Source organism: Archangium gephyra, from assembly GCF_042230915.1.
Lineage (GTDB): Bacteria > Myxococcota > Myxococcia > Myxococcales > Myxococcaceae > Archangium > Archangium gephyra_B.
In genome coordinates, this window is sequence record NZ_CP102578.1 from 6,134,269 (window position 1) to 6,149,501 (window position 15,233).

Sequence of the window (15,233 nt, forward strand, 5' to 3'; positions counted from 1 at the left end):
TGACGCTAGAGGTTCGGCGTCTGGGCCCTACCTCCGGCATTTCACTGGCGCGGCGTTGGCGTCGCGAAGGAGAGCCCGAGTGTCCATCGACAGGCCCGAGTCCTCGAACCACCCCCGGCTGCTGTTCTCCGTGGATGGGACCCGTTACGAGCTCGTCCGCAAGCTGGGACGGCGCAGCAATGGCGAGCTGATGCTCGCCCGGCGCCGGTATGCGAAGGGGCCCGCCGGCTCCGTGATCATCAAACGGCTGTCGCGGCCCGTCAGTGAGAAGCAGAAGCAGCGGTTGAAGGAAGAGGTCCAGCTGGCGTACCGGCTGGACCATCCGGGCATCGCCAAGGTGTACCAGTTGGTGCTGCACGGGGGCCTGCCGTACGTGGTGATGGAGTACGTGGAGGGCCGCTCCGTGGAGACGGTGTTGAGCGTCACGGCCATGCGGCAGCGGCCCATGTCCGAGGCCTTCGTCTGCCACGTGGTGTCCGAGGTCGCGGACGCGCTCCACCATGCCCACACGCGGACGGACGAGCACGGACGGCCCCTGGGAATCGTCCACCGGGACATCAACCCGGAGAACATCCGGGTGGGCAGCAGCGGCGAGGTGAAGCTGGTGGACTTCGGCGTGGCGTACTCGTTGCTGCCCGGGCGCGAGGCCACCACGGCCAACGTGCTGCGCGGGGACATCGCCTATGCGTCTCCGGAGCGCATGCGCCTGGAGAAGGTGGATCACCGCTCGGATCTGTTCTCGCTGGGGCTGGTGATGCTGGAGCTGCTCACGGGCAAGCACCTGTTCGATCTGGAAGACGTGGAGCAGGCGGCGCAGGCGTCCGGGCCGGTGGCGTCCGCCGCGCTGGCCGAGGCGCACTGCGAGGAGCCCAGCTGGGTGCCCATCGCGCAGATGGCGGCGCGCATCCAGCGGTTCGGACCGGAGGACGTGGAGCGGGCCACCCAGGGGATTTCAGAGCCCCTGCGGGCCGTGGTGCAACGGGCGCTGCGGCGGGAGCCGGCCGAGCGCTACCAGTCCGGCCTGGAGCTGCGGGATGCGCTCCGGGAGTTCCTCGTGGTCCAGGGGCGCTCGTACGGACGGCCGGAGGCGGCGCGGGAGGTGCTCGTGGCCGTGAAGGAGGCGGAGCTGCTGCGCGAGTCCGCGGACGTCCTGGAGCCGGAGGTGTTCCCGGACACGGCGCCGCGGCGCAACGAGCACTGAGTCAGCGCCGGCGCTGTTTCTTCTTGGGCGGCGGCTGCGGCTTTTCCTTTTCGCCGGAGACCTGGAAGGGAATCCGCATGTCGGGGACCTCACGGCCCTGGGCATCCGTCATCGACGTGCCGGACTGCGCGTCGATGACGAGGGTGTACTTGTGGCCGCTCTTGAGGGGCGTGGGCAGGGAGATCCGGTACAGCAGCCCGTTGGGGGATTCCTCGGCGGAGTCGTCCGAGACCATGGCGCGCTCGGCCTCGTCGAACAGGCGGACGCGGTAGTTGCGGAGCGCCAGTGTGCTGCGCAGCTCGAGCGTCGACGTGGGATCGATGAGCGGACGGCCTTCTTCTTCGCCCACGAGGGGAATGGCCTCCAGGCCGGCATCCGGGAGCGTGTACTGGAGCGAGAACGACGCGGGACCGGGCCCCGCGTCGGCTTCAGCGGCCGTTTCGGCTTCACCGGCGACGGTGACGCCCGCGTCATCGGTAGGGGCGGAGGGCTTGGGGCATCCGGCCACGGCGAGCGCGGCCGCGCAGACGGCGAAGCTCAAACGGAGGAGTCGCATAGGGCTCGCAGACCCTATGTCTCAACGCCCGGACCGAGAAGCGCGAAAGCCAGGCTCCGGCTGCTGGGAAACGCCATTCCGGAGACCCGGAGGGACATTCCCAGGGGGCTGGGGGACGGGCCCGAGGACGCCCGGCGCCACCCCGTTTCCCTCTGACGTTGGGTCTGATAAGGTCGGCTTCTGTCCGAGTTGACAGGCGTTAGAAAGCGTGACTGGCGCGCGGGGGCCGCTCGGGTGTACCACTTCGCCTGTGAGCGCAGCTCCACCACGACGCACCATGTGCGGGCGCCGTCAGACGGGCCCGCTACCGTGCCGTCCGTGGGGGACGACGTTCAAAGCATCCAGGTCCGGGGCGCCATTGGCTGGACGGCCGCCCGCGCTAGGAACGCGAGGGACCTACCAGGAAGCGGCCAGCGCCTAGGAACGCTGCCCGCGTGGAGCGCCTCGGGTGAGTCCCACAACTCCCCGGGGCGCTCCCCCCACCGGGGTTGCCGGTGAGAGGAGCTGTTGACCCGCACACTAGGCACCCGCCCCTCCGTACAGCAAGGGTGTAAGGGTGCGGATGTGGGATCCCACTAGGGGTAGTGGGGCGTGCAGCTGCTCTACCCCTAGCCCTAGTGGTGCGCCCACCCGGGGTAGGGGAGGGTGCCCCAACGGCACCCGCCGGCTCCTGTTCACGTGGCCACACTGCCCCGTAGACGCGCGCCATGCCCTGGAGCGATGACCCTGCCCGCCGCCCCCGCCGATGCCGCCTGGATGGCTGCGGGGGCCCTTCCTGGCGCCGTTGCAGGGTGTGTGGGGTCTGGGTGTGTCGCGGCCATCGCCACGGGGCAGGGAACTGGGTGCGTTGCTACCGCTGCACCCCTGCCCAGTTCGCAGAGGTCCTGGGCACCGAGTGGCGGTCCAGGACGCCCGAGGTGCGCCAGCTCCTGGAGCGGGCCGACGCCGAGCGGCGCAGCCTGCGGGACTGGCTGGTTTGGTGGGCGGCGCTTCAGGCCCCGGCGGCGCCGGCACCAGCGCGCACGCTGGGGAGCTGGAGCGGCCCACCAGGCGGACTGCTAATCCCGCCCGGGGCGGGCGCTAGCTCTCCCCCTGGTGCACGCTGAGAGCTTCCCGCAGCAGGGCGTCCACTCGTCCTAGCATTGCGGATGCTTCCATCAGGAAGCCGTGCTTCTTCGCTTCCTGGACGCTCCCATGCCGGTTGATCGCCGCTGCGTGCTCGTGGAGCGTGTGAGGGAGCACCTTCACGGCCTGCCGGATGTCCTCCAGGCTCAGCCCCTCCAGAGCCTCCACCGCGTCGTGCACCGCCTCGACCACGGACGCGCCGTGGGTTGCCGCCGTCTGGTGTCGCCGTTTGCTTGCCATACTCCGACGGGTGCGCACTGCCGGGCAGCTCCACAACGGCCGAGGTGGCGGGCGGCTGGCGCCTCGCGCGACCGTGCTCGAGGCGCGCATTGCGCGGCACCAGGCCCTCGCGCACAAGGTGGTGAGCACCAGGTCCTCGTGCACCAGGTGGTGAGCACCAGGTGCTACGCCTGAGCCATCCCCCCGGGGACCGTCAACCCCCGCTCAGTCCAGGAGTGGAGTAGGCGCGCCATGGCCTCGACACCAATGGTCGACTCCCCTCGCGCGAGGGCGGCCGCGCCCTCCGCCACGTACTCCGCCAACATCATCGCCACATTCTGCTGCTGAAACCCGATGAGTAGAACTAGGCCGCTCACCGCATCCACGGGCGGCGCCGTCGCGAGACACCGCAGGGCCTCTGACACCGCGTCTGCGAGTTCCTCGGGCAGATGCGCGAGCGACGCCGCCAAGCCCTCGCGGACGGCCGTGGACATCCCCACAACAACCGGAAGCTTTCTGTTCCTCATGGAGGGCCGAAACACCCGGCTGATGCGGCCACTTCCCGAAACGGCACCGGCCCGCCACTCAGTGCGAGTAGCGGGCCGGCGTGGACTGCTGGGGTGGGTTCAGGACTCCGCAGCCTGGCGCACTCTCGGGCCCGGCGGCGCTGGGCTCCAGGGCCCCTGGGGTCGGCCATCAACTCCCGACCTGGTGCCCGCGCATTGCGCCGGAGCTCCAGCAGCTCACCCCGCGCGCGCGGGGTACGGGACGGGCGGCGGCGCGGGGCGCGCAGCGCGCTCCAGGTCCTTCCGGGCCTGCTTCGTGCGCGGGGGCTGCCTCTGCAAGCCGGACTTGTGCACCGTGCCGGTGGGGGTGCTCCCCTGGTAAAACCACCGCACGGTGACGAAGCCCTTTGCATCCGGCGCCCTCACGACTTCGGCAGGCCACACAGGAGAAATCCGGGGATAGACGGTATCGCCCTTCTTCAGCCCGCGGGGGCCTCGCTTCATGTCCTTCGCACTCGGCTCCCACATCGTCGGCCATCCTCGCGACATCTCAGCCTGCCTTTCGCGCCACGGCCACGCCCGTGGCCTCGGCATCCAGTGCAACGCCATTCGCTGGCGAGTGCTTCACGCGCAGGGCGCCGAGCAGAGCGTGCACGCCACCCATAACCCAGGAGATGCGCCGCTCTGCCTGGCGCTGGAAGCTCTCCAGGCCCTCGACGCGGCCCCGCGTCTCCACCTGGCCCTGCTCCAGGCGCTTCATCGCCCGCGCCTGGTTGCTCACCGTGCGCCGCAGCTTCCGCACCTGACGCCGGACTGCGCGCGTGTTGGCCATGGCGCTCGTCACGCCACTTGCGATAGCGCTCGCCGCCACCGTCAGCGCTCCGAGAATCTCGGGGCTCATGCTACGGCCCTCCGGTGCGCGAGGACCGTCAGGGCCCGCTCGTAGTACATCCGCCGTTGCTCGAGTCCGTTGAGGCCCCCGTTAATTTTATTCGTCACCGCCACGAGGTCTCCAGCATCCGCGAGCGGACTCAGCCGCCGGCTGTTCCAGTATTCGACGGCCACGAGGAAGCCGACGGACGGAAGGGCCGCATCCTCCGGGTGATTGACCAGGTCGATATCCAGGGCCTTGCCCACGGTGGCGTAGTTATACCGCCCGGTGAGCTGGATAGGCCCGCGCCCCTTGAACCGCGGCCCATCACCCGGGACGTTGTTGCCCAAGATTGTCCGCCCCTCGTACGCCTCGCCGGTCCCGACCTCCAGCCACTTCGTGAGCCCGTCCGACTCGTGCCCGAGCTGCGCCAGGAACATCGCGAGCCGCTCCACGTTGGCGAACATGTCCCCTTCCGCAAGGGCCACGTTGAGATGCGGCAGGTACTCGCGCGCCTTCATGTCCGACAGCTTCGGCATGATGCGGCGCAGCTCGTCCAGCGTGAGGTCATCCCCGGTCTCGCCGTCCCCGTCGCCGCTGCCATCCAGCTTGCGCACCATCACCGCGGTGCCGGCGGCCGCAACACCACCGGCAGCCAGCAGCGCGAGCAGTGCCTTCGTCCTCGCCTTCATGCTTCACGTGCCTTTCCGATGATCTGCGCCAGCGGCCGCAGGGCGTAGCCGAGCAACCCGAGCCCGAGCCCTGCCCCGGCCGCGTACAGCACCCAGGGCCGGGAGACGTTCTTCCCGATGACTTCGATTGTCTCTCCCAGCTCCTCCGCGGCGTCGGCCACGTCCTGCACGGACTCCATGGCCGTGTACTCCACCGCGTTCTCGGTGCTGTAGGCGTTGAAGTCGCGCGTCGTCTCCGTCACGAGCGCGGCAATCTCGTTGCCGTACCGCAGCCACTCCTCCAGGGAGTAGGGGCGCCGGTCATCGTTGACGCCGGCGCTCACCCATCCCTTGCGACGGGTGGCCCAGTCGGTGAACAGCTCCCGGGCCTGGCGCACCGCGCCGGCCATCTGGTCGGCCGACGCATTCCGCCAGTTGCTAAACCAGCTGTCGGCCTTGTCCTCGGCCGTCTCGACGGCCTCGCGCACGAACTTCTCGTGGGCGTCCATCTCGCGAAGCTGCTGTACCGAAAGGGCCCCCATGGTTCACCAGGCCGTGACGGTCAGCCGCAGCTGCATGGACATCACCCACAGGGGATCCGTCGTGTCGGGGAACGTCCCGCCGGCCACCTCCACGCCGAACCGCAGCCACGGCGACCACTCCGGCGACATGGTGCGCTCGGGGTCGTTGAGGTCCACGTGAGCGCCGAGCACGGCGTGCCCGTGTTGCAGGATGCTGCCCGCACCGTAGTTGTTGGTGCCGAGGTACACGCGCGGCAGGGGAGTGGCGGCGAAGGTGGGGTAGAGATGGCTCTCCGGCCCGGGAACCAGCTCGATGAAGGGCTGAAACCTCGTCGCGGCATACGGGGCGATTGCCTCGAACACCATCCGCACCCCGGTGTACTGCCCGACGTCCCAGGGCGCGGCGATGGCAGTGTCCAGAATCACGCCGCCGTCGGACAGCGGGGCCGGGTGGATGTAGACGGAGCCCGACAGCAGCTGCGCGCCCATGATGCCCGTGCCCCCGAACACCTTCGAGAACAGCACGACGGACGGCGCACGACGCACGGCCGCGTAGCCATCCGCGCCCGTCCTCACCATCAGGCGGCGCCGGTCCTCGGCCCCGCTGCCGGCGAACAGCTGGTACACGTCTCCCGGCGAGGCGTTCACCACCTCCACCACGCGCGCCGCCGTCCCCGCGGCGCCCGCCTCATCGCTGGGGCCCAGCACGGTGACATCCGTCGGCTCCGTGTCCTCGGGATTGACGATGGCCTTGAGCGGGTAACCACCGCGGTTCCCGGCGGCCGGGAGAATTTGGAACGCTGCCACTGGGGCGGGGAGCGTCCAGCGCACCTTCCCGTTGGCGTCCACCATCAGCACTTCACCAGGTGTCATCATCTGCGTTGCTTCGCCTTCCTTCACTGCGTTGTTGATGCTGCGTTTCGTCCTTCAGAAGATGCCGCCGCCCCCGAAGAGACCTCCGAGGACGGAGCTGACCAGGCCCCCGAGGTCCAACGGCGGCGTCCGCGAGTTCCCGCTGCCCTGCGGTGTGCTCTGCGCGGGCGTGCGGTTCTCCAGCTCGCGCCGCAGCTGGTCCTCGCGGTCCCGCATCTCCTCGCGCAGCTGCTCCCGCTCGGCGGCGGCCTGGCGCTTGGTGTCACTGCTCGACTTCACGGCCAGGCCAATTCCCACGAGGCTCAAGACGGCCCCGGCGGCCGCTGCGACCTTGAGCCCTCCGTCGCCTCCGCTGCTATTGCTTCCACTCACGTTTGCCTCACAGCTCCAGTAGGTCCGGCGGCAGTTTCCAGGGAGGTACGACGCCGCCGGCGCCGTCGTCCCTCATCCTCAGCATCTCCACGTAGCTGCCCCCGGCCGCCTCCATGTCTCGCGCCTTCCTGGGGGGCGTAGGCGGCTCCACCGGCTGATCGGGGTGGGGAGCAACGAAGCCGTCGCCGGGCTCCGAATGGCCCCCGAAGCCATCTCCCCCGCCCATCTCGTGCAGGGGCACCGCGTCGTCCTCGAGCCGCGCATTGCGCTCCTCGAGCACCTCGTTGGGGGGCGGCTCACCAGCAGCGAAACCGCGCCGCGCACCGTCCCCCGGAGCGGGCAGGTCCTCCGGCCCCGCCACCTGCTGCCGGTCCCTCATGATGAGCCCGGCGCACCAGCCAACCAGCATCGCGGCCGCACTCGCAGCCGCTACAGCACCTCCATTCCGCATCTGCTCTCCTTCACCAGCTCTCGCGCTCGTTCATGTCTTCGGGCAGCTCCTTGCCCACTGGGCCCTTGCGCGGCTTCCCCGGCGGCACGTACACAGTCGGCTTGGGAGCCGGCGGGGTGGGGGGCGGAACACTGGGCACGGGGCCTCCCACCTTCGTGGGGGGCGTGACGGACACCGGTGGCGGCGCAGGGGGCGGCGGCGCCGGTGGCTCGGGAGGTGGCAGGGGCACCGGTGCCGGCTGCCGTGCGGTCTCCACCCTCCCGCGCACCGCGCCTCCCCCTTGGCGCTTCAGGTCGTCAATCTCTGAGCTGCCATCTCCAAACAGCTCCTCATAGGCACTCTGCTCAGCACGGAGGGCCTCCGCGCGCTCTGCCGCGGCAATCTCGGCCGGGGTAGGAGGGGTGAACGGTACGCCTTCATAGTTGGGGTGGCCCGGCTGCCAGTGGTACTGCACCGTCACGCCGTCCGCGTACCGCCGGTACGTCACCATGGTGCGGTCCCCGTCGCGGTCGTTCGGGAAGCAAATGAAGCCGCCATCCCCCAGCGTGTAGCCATTCCAGAGGTGGTCGCGCGCCGAGACAAGCGGGTGCGGCTGCGCCATCCACGCGCGGTAGGAGTCACGCTGCAGCCGGTCGATGTGCTGCGCCACCTCCAGCCGGCGAGCTCGGCCCGCGGCTTCCGCACCGTCAAAGTACTCGCGCGCCTGAAGCTGAAGGCCCTGCTCCCACGCTGCCGCGCCGGCCGCCCACGCCTCCATGTACCCTTCGTACTCCGCCCCATCCAACGCGTACGCGAGAGCCTGTTTCAGACGCGGTTGCGCAATCTTCGCCCGCTCGTTCTCGTCGGCCAGCGCGCCCAGCACGGCGAGCAGCGGGCCCGCGAAGATGGAGAGCGGCGCAAGCGGCGTTGCCAGGAGAATCGGCCCCAGGGCCTTGCTCCCGGCAGACAGCAACCTCACGGCGTCGCTGGGCTCGGGAGGCGGTGGCAGCTTGGGCGGAGGGGGCCGCGGCTGCGGCGGTTCGTACTCACCCACACCCGTCGCGCCGTGTCCGCCCTCGCCACCTCCGCCCGCCGTCTCATCCGGCACCGCGCCCATCATCCGCACCCGCTGCCGGCGCGCAGCCACCACCGCACCGCCAACACTCGCGATGGTGCTGCCGAGCCCCAAGGCAGCCGTGAGCAGCTCCAGGCGCTGTGTCCACTTACGCATTTGGATTTCCTGCCCGCGCTCGGCGCTGGCGAATGAGAAGAAGCCCCGGCTTGCGGCGCACGCACGCGCGGCCGGGGCCGTCTGCCGCGGGGTGCGGCGTGCCGAAGCACACCGCACCCCCTCGGCTTACCGCGTGGGCTGCCGGCGCACCGGGGGCGTGTTGCCCGCCGGCTGCGCCGCGCCGCCCGTCACCGGCACCTTGGACTTCTGGGCCAGCGCCTGGAGCTGGCCCATGAGCTGGCGCCCCTGCTGCTCCCGCTGCTCCTCCTCGGCCACGTACCCGCCGATGATGTCGCGCACCGCCTGAGACACGGTGCTGGGGTACTCCGCGCCACGCTCGTTGACGACGAAGGCCACGATTCCCCACCCGGCCTCCTCGTAGATGCCCTTCACCGCGCCGAGGTCACCGCTGGGGAAGCGCTCGCTGGGCTTCATCGCGTCGATGATGCGCCGGGCGTACTGCTTGGCCTGGTGCGGCGGGATATAGACCTCCGACACACCATTGGCCACGCGAACGCCCGCGTTCTCATAGAACGCGTTCTCCTTGCTGGTGAAGGCCACCCCACCGGAGAAGCCGAGCTGTCCGGCGTTGGTGTCGACGCGATCGTAGACCGCGGCATTCACCACGAGGAGCTGGACGTCCGGGTCCAGCTGCTTCGCCTCGAGCTGGCACAGCTCGAACCACAGCTGGGTGGTGAGGTACTTCATCATGACGACGCGCAGGGCCCAGGGCTCGGTCAGCTTGTCCTGCTTCGCCGTGAGCTTGCCGGGGATGAGCTGGGCGAACTTCGTGTCACCGTTGGGCCCGTAGATGAGGGTGCGGGCATCCGCGATCAGCTCCTCGGGCGCGCTCAGGCCCTTGGAGGACTCATAGGCCCGCTGGATGTCCTCGGGCATCGCATCACGGGCCACCGGGAAGCCGCCCACCGTCACCGTCATCGTCTCGAGCAGGGTCTCATCCAGCGGCACGAGCTGCTCGGCCGAGAAGACCAGGCCGGGCGGGGTCTCGATGCCCTCCTTCTCGGGGGAAACGAGCTTGAAGACCTCCAGCGGCAGACCGATGAAGCGCTCATGGCCCTTCTGCCAGAGCGGCGAGAACGTGACGTAGGACTCCTTCAGCCGCAGGGTGGAAGAGATGGCGCGGAAGGCGTCGCTCTCCACGCTCAGGAAGCACGAGCTGTCGAGCATCTGCGCCACGCCCAGACCGAACACCTTCTCTCCCTCCAGGACGTGAGCCGCGAAGGACAGCGGCACGTAGACGGTGAAGGTGAGGACGTGGTCCCCGGTGGTCAGCGCCTGTTGCAGGCCCGTCGCGCTGTCCTCCAAATCCTCGTACTCCTCGCGCAGGAAGCGGCGGCACTCCTCGCGCAGCGACAGGAGACTTTCCCCCTGGATCGGCTCCCACTTGACGCTCAGCGAGTGGCAGGCGCGAAAGCTGTAGTGCAGGCTCTCGAGGACGTCGTCGATCTGCGCCAGCGTCAGCGCGGGGTTGTTGGCCGTCGCCTCGACATTCAGCTCGATGCGCATGGCGTGGCCGTAGGTGATGGTGCCCAGCGGCATCGCCATGGAGCCGATGAGCATGGACGCGGCGCTGCCCTTCTTGAGGCTGCGGCGCGAGTTCTCGTAGGCGGTAATCTTTCTCACTTCGTGTCTCCTGCTGTTGTTTTGGACTGCTGCCGGTACTTCGGTGCCGGTGGGTTCACTTCGACGCGGCCGCGAGCTCGGGGCATTGCGCCAGCTGCCGGCGGCCGCTCACTGCTCTGCGGTGGCGCGGTGCTACGTGGCCGTGCGCTGCGTCTCGCCGGCCTTCGGCGCGCCGCCGGGGAGGTCCGCGGTGGTGATGGTGTCGGTGGCGATGCCCACGCCCACCACGCCGGCTCCGCCGGCAACGGCACCCAGGGTGAAGAAGACCAACCGATCCAGCCACCGGCGGCCCCCGATGCGGTTCTCGTCGTCGCCGCCGCTCTTCTCGATGCTCATCTTCGTGTCACTGCCTTTCTCTACTTGGGGTAACGGCCCAGCTGGGCCGACTGAGCGCAACGAGGAACTCGCCGCGCTTCAGGTTGGCGAGCCGCGCGGCGTACCGCTTGCCGAAGTCGGCTCCGATGGTCTGCCTGTCGCTCGCCTTCGTCTGTGCGCCGGAGATGCAACGGGTCCAGTTGCCCCGCACCGCCGGGGGGAACATGTTCGGCGTCTGCCCCATGAACACGGTTGAGATGTCCTTGGGCCAGACGGCCGCGAGTTGCACCAGCTCCGGCTCGGCGTGGTCACAAAGCTGTGCCACCTCCTCCACGAAGAAAACGAGGCCGTTGCCCCGCCCGAGGAGAATGGGAAGAACGCTGCGAAACTCTGCCGCGAGCTGCTTCGGCGTCAGGAATGGCGAGCTGGGGACGATCCCAAGCTCCAGGTCACGACGCGTGACGACGCGCCTGTCCACCGAGACGGCCTCGTGCAGCTCCGGCACCGTGAGGCGCTGGCGGAGACTGCCCAGGATGTTCCCGGGGCGCCGCTTGCCGTGGATGGTGTGCTCGTCGCTGGAGTCCCAGAACGCAACGGCACAGCCTTGCTTCCGGAGGAAGGGCACCCAGTCGACCTTCACGGCGTAGGACTTTCCGCAGCCCTGCACGGCCAGGAGCCCCGCGCTCTCGGGGCCCGGCACGTACGGTTTGAACACCGTCCCCAGCTGCTCACCGTCGAGCTGCTCTACGGCGGCCCTTCGCTGCGCTGTCACCGGCCGGGCCTCCGGGGCTTGAGCCCAGAGAACGCACGGACGACACGGCGGGCCGCGTTGACGCTGCCGCGGTGCGCCAGCGGCACCAGCTTGCTGGCGGCCGTCGCACCCTTCGGGGCCACTGCCACGACGAGCGCCACCACGTACGCGGCAAGCTCCCAGGTGGGAGACTCCACTTCAGCGCCCGCTGGGACCTTGGATGCCTTGCGCGTGGCGAGCAGTTCGGTGAGCCTGTCGAGCGGGACTCCGCTGATCTTCCGCTCGGCCTCACCGCGGCCGCGGAAGATGGTGCGGTCACAGGGAAGGGTGAGGTCACACCACGTGCCCCTGGTGAGCCCGGCCAGGCGCTCCAGCCACCACGCGATTGGGCCGGCGGCCGCCTCGATTCGCTCCACGGGGATTCCGTTGACGAGCACCGGCTCGCGCAGCGGCTCGCCGGGCTCCTCCAGCTCCGGCACGTCTTCCACCACTGGCGGGGCCGCGGCAACGCTCGCGAGCGCAGCGCGGGCCATGCGCTCCCACTCGCCGGCGGCTTCCACTGCCGCGGGGACGGCCCCTGCCGCCTTGCGCCGCTCGTCTGCGACGCCAGCCACTACGGCCTCCAGGGCTCCGGCGGGGTAGGTGGCCACGTTGCAGCGCTCGAAGATGGAGCGCAGCGCCTCGGGCGTCTCCTCGTCCCGCAGGCTCTGGCGCACCCTGCGGGCGGCCCGGCCCAGCGCCTCACCCTGTTTCACCGCGGCTCCTGCAGGAGCGCATTGCGCTCCTCGAGCCCGCGGCATAGACGGAGCCGGTCGGCCAGGCCGTGCGGCGCCCAGCAGCTCCTCATGGGCGGGCGCCACCTCGCCGGCGGCGGCCGTGTCCAGCAGCTCAGGGTGGGCAGGGTCCACCACATCCACCCCGCGCAGCTCCCCAAGGATGTTGTCCAGCCGCGAAGCCGTCGGACCGCTCGCCGCCGGCTCGGCCGCCGGGTGCGTCTGCTCGGCTGTCTGGACAGGTACCGTCACGTCGTGCGCTCCCAGGGGTGGGGTGGAAGTCGACGGGGCGCGCTCGGCCGGCCCCTGGGTGCGCGTGCTGGCGGGGGCCCTAGCGCCTCACCGGACAGACACCGACACCCTGAGCGCCGGCGCGACTGCGCGCCCCGTCGACGCATGGGGGTGTCTCACGCCGGCGCGCCGGCGGGGATTAGGCGAGAACACAGACGGCGCGCCGGCGCCACAGCACCCCATGGGTTGGCACCGCGGCGCCCTTCCCGGCACAGCCCCCCCGGCATCACCCTTGCTGCATGCTCAAGGGACGCTGGGTGAGCGCCAAGGAGGTGGCCGGCACGATGAGCGTGCACGAGAACACCCTCTGGAGCTGGGCGCGAGAGGGCCTCATCATCGCGCGCCGACTCGCGGGGGATGGGCCCTGGCGCGTCCTCCAGGGACCCGACGGCCGCGCCGTGGACGCCGACACTCCGGAGAGCAGCTCCCCGCTTCGCCCGCGGCACGTGCCGGAGTGGGTGGGCGTCAACGCGGCGGCCAGGGCCGCCGGCGTCCACCCGCGCAACGTCCGGCGCTGGGTGAAGAAGGGCAAGGTAGTGGCACGTGTCCACGCCAAGGGCCGGGGCCTGGTGGAGGTAGCCCTCGATTGGGACGGCCTGCCGGGTGACACCCAGGACGCCGGCGCGGCGGCCCGCCTCGCCGCTGCTGCCACAGCCACGGCGGTGGAGCGCGAGACGGCACGCCGGCGCGAGCACGAGCGCGCCGGTGCTGCCGCCTGACGCAGCCCACCCCGACTGCCGCAGCGGCCGCCGGCGCGCGGGCCCGGCCGCCCAACCCCGGACCGGCTTGGCTCCCTCTCCTGTCGGCGCTCGAGTAGCGCAATGCGCGCGAGCTCCACCCGGCGCCGGCCCCGGCCGCCCAACCCCGCACCGGCCTGGCCACCCCTCCCACCGGCGCGTCGGGTTGGCCTCACCGGGCGGCCCAAGGCGCTGCCGAAGCCGGAGGGGTGGTCGAGGGTGCCTCCCCCCCGGCCTCATGCGCCCAGGAGGGCTCCAGGGCCGCGAGAGGGGCACGGAAACCGGGCATTCCCCCGCACGGTCAGCAAACGGGCACTGCCGGCGGTACCGCGCCGGCACCCCGTGTCCTCGGCTTTGCCTGTCTCATGTCGCGGCCGCCGCCCTCGGGCGGTGGGCGCACGTCACCCAGGGGGGCCAGCACCCGCCCGCGGGCGAAGCGCACAGCCCGCCGGCGGCCTTACATACCTGGTTACAGAGGGTTTCTCGGTTAAAGGAGTGAACTGCTCCAGTAGAGGCGGAGCCAATCTCGCTCTGAGGCGTCTGTAGATGGGGGAGAGGCGTTGGTAGAGGTCCTCCTGCATAGGCGAGCGGCGCAGCTTCGGGCGGTGGCCCTGACGCGGCCGCTCGCGCCGGTGCGCGCGCCGGCGCAGCAACCGGCAGCCCATGAGCGTCGGGTACGTCACGCCCTGGACGTCACAGAAGCGCCGCAGCTTGCCGGCGCGGCATAGCCACCGGGGCCGGCGCTGCGCCGCCGGCAAGTCTCTGGTGAGCGTCCCGTAGTGCCGCAGCTTCTGGAAGCGGTGCACGTAGCAGGTGACGCCCTCGGGCCTCTTGGGCTCCGGCAGGGGGGCCTGCCCGTTCTTCTCCCTCCATGCATTCTGGTAGCGCACGCGCCGCAGCTCCCGGCGGTACTCCGCGACTGGGTCAAGCCGGGCCTGTATTTCCTTGGCCCACCGGGGCGTACAGCCGAGCTTGCGCGCCATCCACTCCGGCGTGTGCTGAAGCCCGCACCCAGTGCCCATCACCTTGGCCCGGCGAGTGACGGCAGGGCGCAGCCCGTGCACCCACTCCAGAATCATCAGGTACGGCACGGCCAGAGGTGGAACGCCCATGCGCGCGCCGAGGCGCTCGCACTCCTCGGGCCACATGGCGCCCCACCCGTCGGGTATCAGCTCGTCGAGATCCTCCGCGAGCACGTACAGCCCGCGGTTGCGCCGCTTGTACGGAGGGAGGCAGGGCGTACGGGGCCGCCCCTCGAGCTCGGCGCGCTCGCCGGCCTCCAGCAGCTCGCGCCGGCGCGCCGCGTCCTGCTCCTCGCGCTGCCGGCGGTACTCCTCGTTCTCGGCCGCCCGCTGTGCCTTCAGCTCCCTGTCCGCCTGGCGGCTGGCGGCATGGACAGCGAGCAGCAGCAGCTCGCCCTCATCCAGCACGGACGCCCCCAGCCCCCCCACCTCGCCGCCATGGCGAAGAGGGGAGGGGGGGGCGCCGGTCCCGCTGTGCTGGCGAAGCTTCACGCGCTCTGCCTCGACTGGCCATCCACGGCTAGGGACTCGTCGAGGCGCCAAGCCGCGTCTTCCACCGCGGCCGCCGCAGCCTCTCGCCGCTCCCCGGCGCGCTGGAGCACCTGCCACGCCTCCAGCGCCGCTGGCGAGCGGCGCCCCTCGGTCATCACCCGCAGCGTCCAGCTGGCGAAGCACCGCTCTTCGTAGTCGAGTGCCGAGCGCAGCTCCCGCCACGCCGGCACCATGGCGCCTGCCGTGTCCGCCTGGTCGTCGGTGAGCCTGCCGCGGAAACGGGGGTGGAGAAGCTCCACTAGCTCCACCTCCGGTTCTTCCGCAGCTGCCCGAGGCTCGACAGCCAGGCGCCGGCGAGAAAGACGGCAAGCGCCAGCATGTGGACGCTCAGCATCAGGACGGGCCAGTCGTCGCGCTCGTTAGCAAGCACGATGAGCCCGACGGCCCCGCCGAGGTTCAGCAGGTGGGCCGGGAGCATCCACGCAATCTCCACGAGGAGGACCCGCCGCCGCATCCGGCGGAGGTGATCAAGGTCACTCACGGGACGCGGCCTCCCGCTCTAAATACTGGAGCGCGTTGGAGATGCCGGGACGCCTCTCCGCGAGGTTCCGCCCCGACTTCGCCAGCTCGGC

The 15,233-nt window shown here is 70.6% G+C and carries 19 protein-coding genes; 2 read left to right on the forward strand and 17 right to left on the reverse strand.

Annotated elements, in window-relative coordinates:
- The first annotated feature begins 79 nt into the window (after positions 1-79).
- Positions 80-1,201, forward strand: coding sequence for a serine/threonine-protein kinase (locus tag NR798_RS24010; RefSeq protein WP_375764803.1), 1,122 nt, complete (start codon positions 80-82; stop codon positions 1,199-1,201).
- Position 1,202: 1 nt separating this feature from the next.
- Here the strand turns inward: NR798_RS24010 and NR798_RS24015 are convergent, their stop codons facing one another.
- The 14 genes from NR798_RS24015 to NR798_RS24080 all read right to left on the reverse strand — a co-directional run bounded on the left by NR798_RS24015 (position 1,203) and on the right by NR798_RS24080 (position 12,311).
- Positions 1,203-1,757 carry a hypothetical protein gene (locus NR798_RS24015; protein WP_375764804.1) on the reverse strand — a complete coding sequence of 185 codons (555 nt, stop codon included), beginning with the start codon at positions 1,755-1,757 and terminating at the stop codon, positions 1,203-1,205.
- A 1,080-nt stretch (positions 1,758-2,837) separates the two neighbouring features.
- Entirely contained in the window at positions 2,838-3,074 is a 237-nt protein-coding gene (locus tag NR798_RS24020; RefSeq protein WP_375764805.1) for a hypothetical protein, read from the reverse strand.
- 212 nt (positions 3,075-3,286) lie between these two features.
- The gene (locus NR798_RS24025; RefSeq protein WP_375764806.1) at positions 3,287-3,628 is read right to left on the reverse strand and encodes a hypothetical protein; all 342 of its coding nucleotides are present in this window, start codon (positions 3,626-3,628) and stop codon (positions 3,287-3,289) included.
- A gap of 529 nt (positions 3,629-4,157) precedes the next feature.
- A complete protein-coding gene (locus NR798_RS24030; protein WP_375764807.1) occupies positions 4,158-4,508 on the reverse strand; it encodes a hypothetical protein in 351 nt (116 codons plus the stop codon).
- The gene (locus NR798_RS24035) at positions 4,505-5,170 is read right to left on the reverse strand and encodes a glycoside hydrolase family 19 protein (RefSeq protein ID WP_375764808.1); all 666 of its coding nucleotides are present in this window, start codon (positions 5,168-5,170) and stop codon (positions 4,505-4,507) included. Before NR798_RS24035 ends, NR798_RS24030 begins: the two co-directional genes overlap by 4 nt.
- Positions 5,167-5,658 carry a hypothetical protein gene (locus NR798_RS24040; protein ID WP_375764809.1) on the reverse strand — a complete coding sequence of 164 codons (492 nt, stop codon included), beginning with the start codon at positions 5,656-5,658 and terminating at the stop codon, positions 5,167-5,169. Before NR798_RS24040 ends, NR798_RS24035 begins: the two co-directional genes overlap by 4 nt.
- A gap of 36 nt (positions 5,659-5,694) precedes the next feature.
- Positions 5,695-6,546, reverse strand: coding sequence for a hypothetical protein (locus NR798_RS24045; protein WP_375764810.1), 852 nt, complete (start codon positions 6,544-6,546; stop codon positions 5,695-5,697).
- Positions 6,547-6,597: 51 nt separating this feature from the next.
- Entirely contained in the window at positions 6,598-6,915 is a 318-nt protein-coding gene (locus NR798_RS24050; protein ID WP_375764811.1) for a hypothetical protein, read from the reverse strand.
- 7 nt (positions 6,916-6,922) lie between these two features.
- Positions 6,923-7,324, reverse strand: coding sequence for a hypothetical protein (locus NR798_RS24055; protein WP_375764812.1), 402 nt, complete (start codon positions 7,322-7,324; stop codon positions 6,923-6,925).
- A 52-nt stretch (positions 7,325-7,376) separates the two neighbouring features.
- The gene (locus NR798_RS24060; RefSeq protein ID WP_375764813.1) at positions 7,377-8,576 is read right to left on the reverse strand and encodes a hypothetical protein; all 1,200 of its coding nucleotides are present in this window, start codon (positions 8,574-8,576) and stop codon (positions 7,377-7,379) included.
- A 126-nt stretch (positions 8,577-8,702) separates the two neighbouring features.
- Positions 8,703-10,220, reverse strand: a complete 1,518-nt coding sequence (locus NR798_RS24065) for a hypothetical protein (protein ID WP_375764814.1) — start codon at positions 10,218-10,220, stop codon at positions 8,703-8,705.
- Between the two features lie 132 nt (positions 10,221-10,352).
- A complete protein-coding gene (locus tag NR798_RS24070) occupies positions 10,353-10,556 on the reverse strand; it encodes a hypothetical protein (RefSeq protein ID WP_375764815.1) in 204 nt (67 codons plus the stop codon).
- Positions 10,557-10,563: 7 nt separating this feature from the next.
- Entirely contained in the window at positions 10,564-11,307 is a 744-nt protein-coding gene (locus NR798_RS24075; RefSeq protein ID WP_375764816.1) for a hypothetical protein, read from the reverse strand.
- Positions 11,304-12,311, reverse strand: coding sequence for a hypothetical protein (locus tag NR798_RS24080; protein ID WP_375764817.1), 1,008 nt, complete (start codon positions 12,309-12,311; stop codon positions 11,304-11,306). The genes NR798_RS24075 and NR798_RS24080 overlap by 4 nt, the downstream gene beginning before the upstream one ends.
- A gap of 278 nt (positions 12,312-12,589) precedes the next feature.
- Between NR798_RS24080 and NR798_RS24085 the strand changes: the two genes are divergently transcribed.
- Positions 12,590-13,069 (forward strand): hypothetical protein, encoded by a 480-nt coding sequence (locus NR798_RS24085; RefSeq protein ID WP_375764818.1) that lies wholly within the window; start codon positions 12,590-12,592, stop codon positions 13,067-13,069.
- A gap of 419 nt (positions 13,070-13,488) precedes the next feature.
- On the opposite strand, the gene NR798_RS24090 is transcribed toward NR798_RS24085, so the two are convergent.
- From NR798_RS24090 to NR798_RS24100, 3 genes are all read right to left on the reverse strand, one after another.
- Complete coding sequence (locus NR798_RS24090) at positions 13,489-14,517, reverse strand: hypothetical protein (RefSeq protein WP_375764819.1); 1,029 nt, start codon at positions 14,515-14,517, stop codon at positions 13,489-13,491.
- An 80-nt stretch (positions 14,518-14,597) separates the two neighbouring features.
- Positions 14,598-14,900 (reverse strand): hypothetical protein, encoded by a 303-nt coding sequence (locus NR798_RS24095; protein ID WP_375764820.1) that lies wholly within the window; start codon positions 14,898-14,900, stop codon positions 14,598-14,600.
- Positions 14,900-15,142 (reverse strand): hypothetical protein, encoded by a 243-nt coding sequence (locus NR798_RS24100; RefSeq protein ID WP_375764821.1) that lies wholly within the window; start codon positions 15,140-15,142, stop codon positions 14,900-14,902. The genes NR798_RS24095 and NR798_RS24100 overlap by 1 nt, the downstream gene beginning before the upstream one ends.
- Between the last annotated feature and the right edge of the window lie 91 nt (positions 15,143-15,233).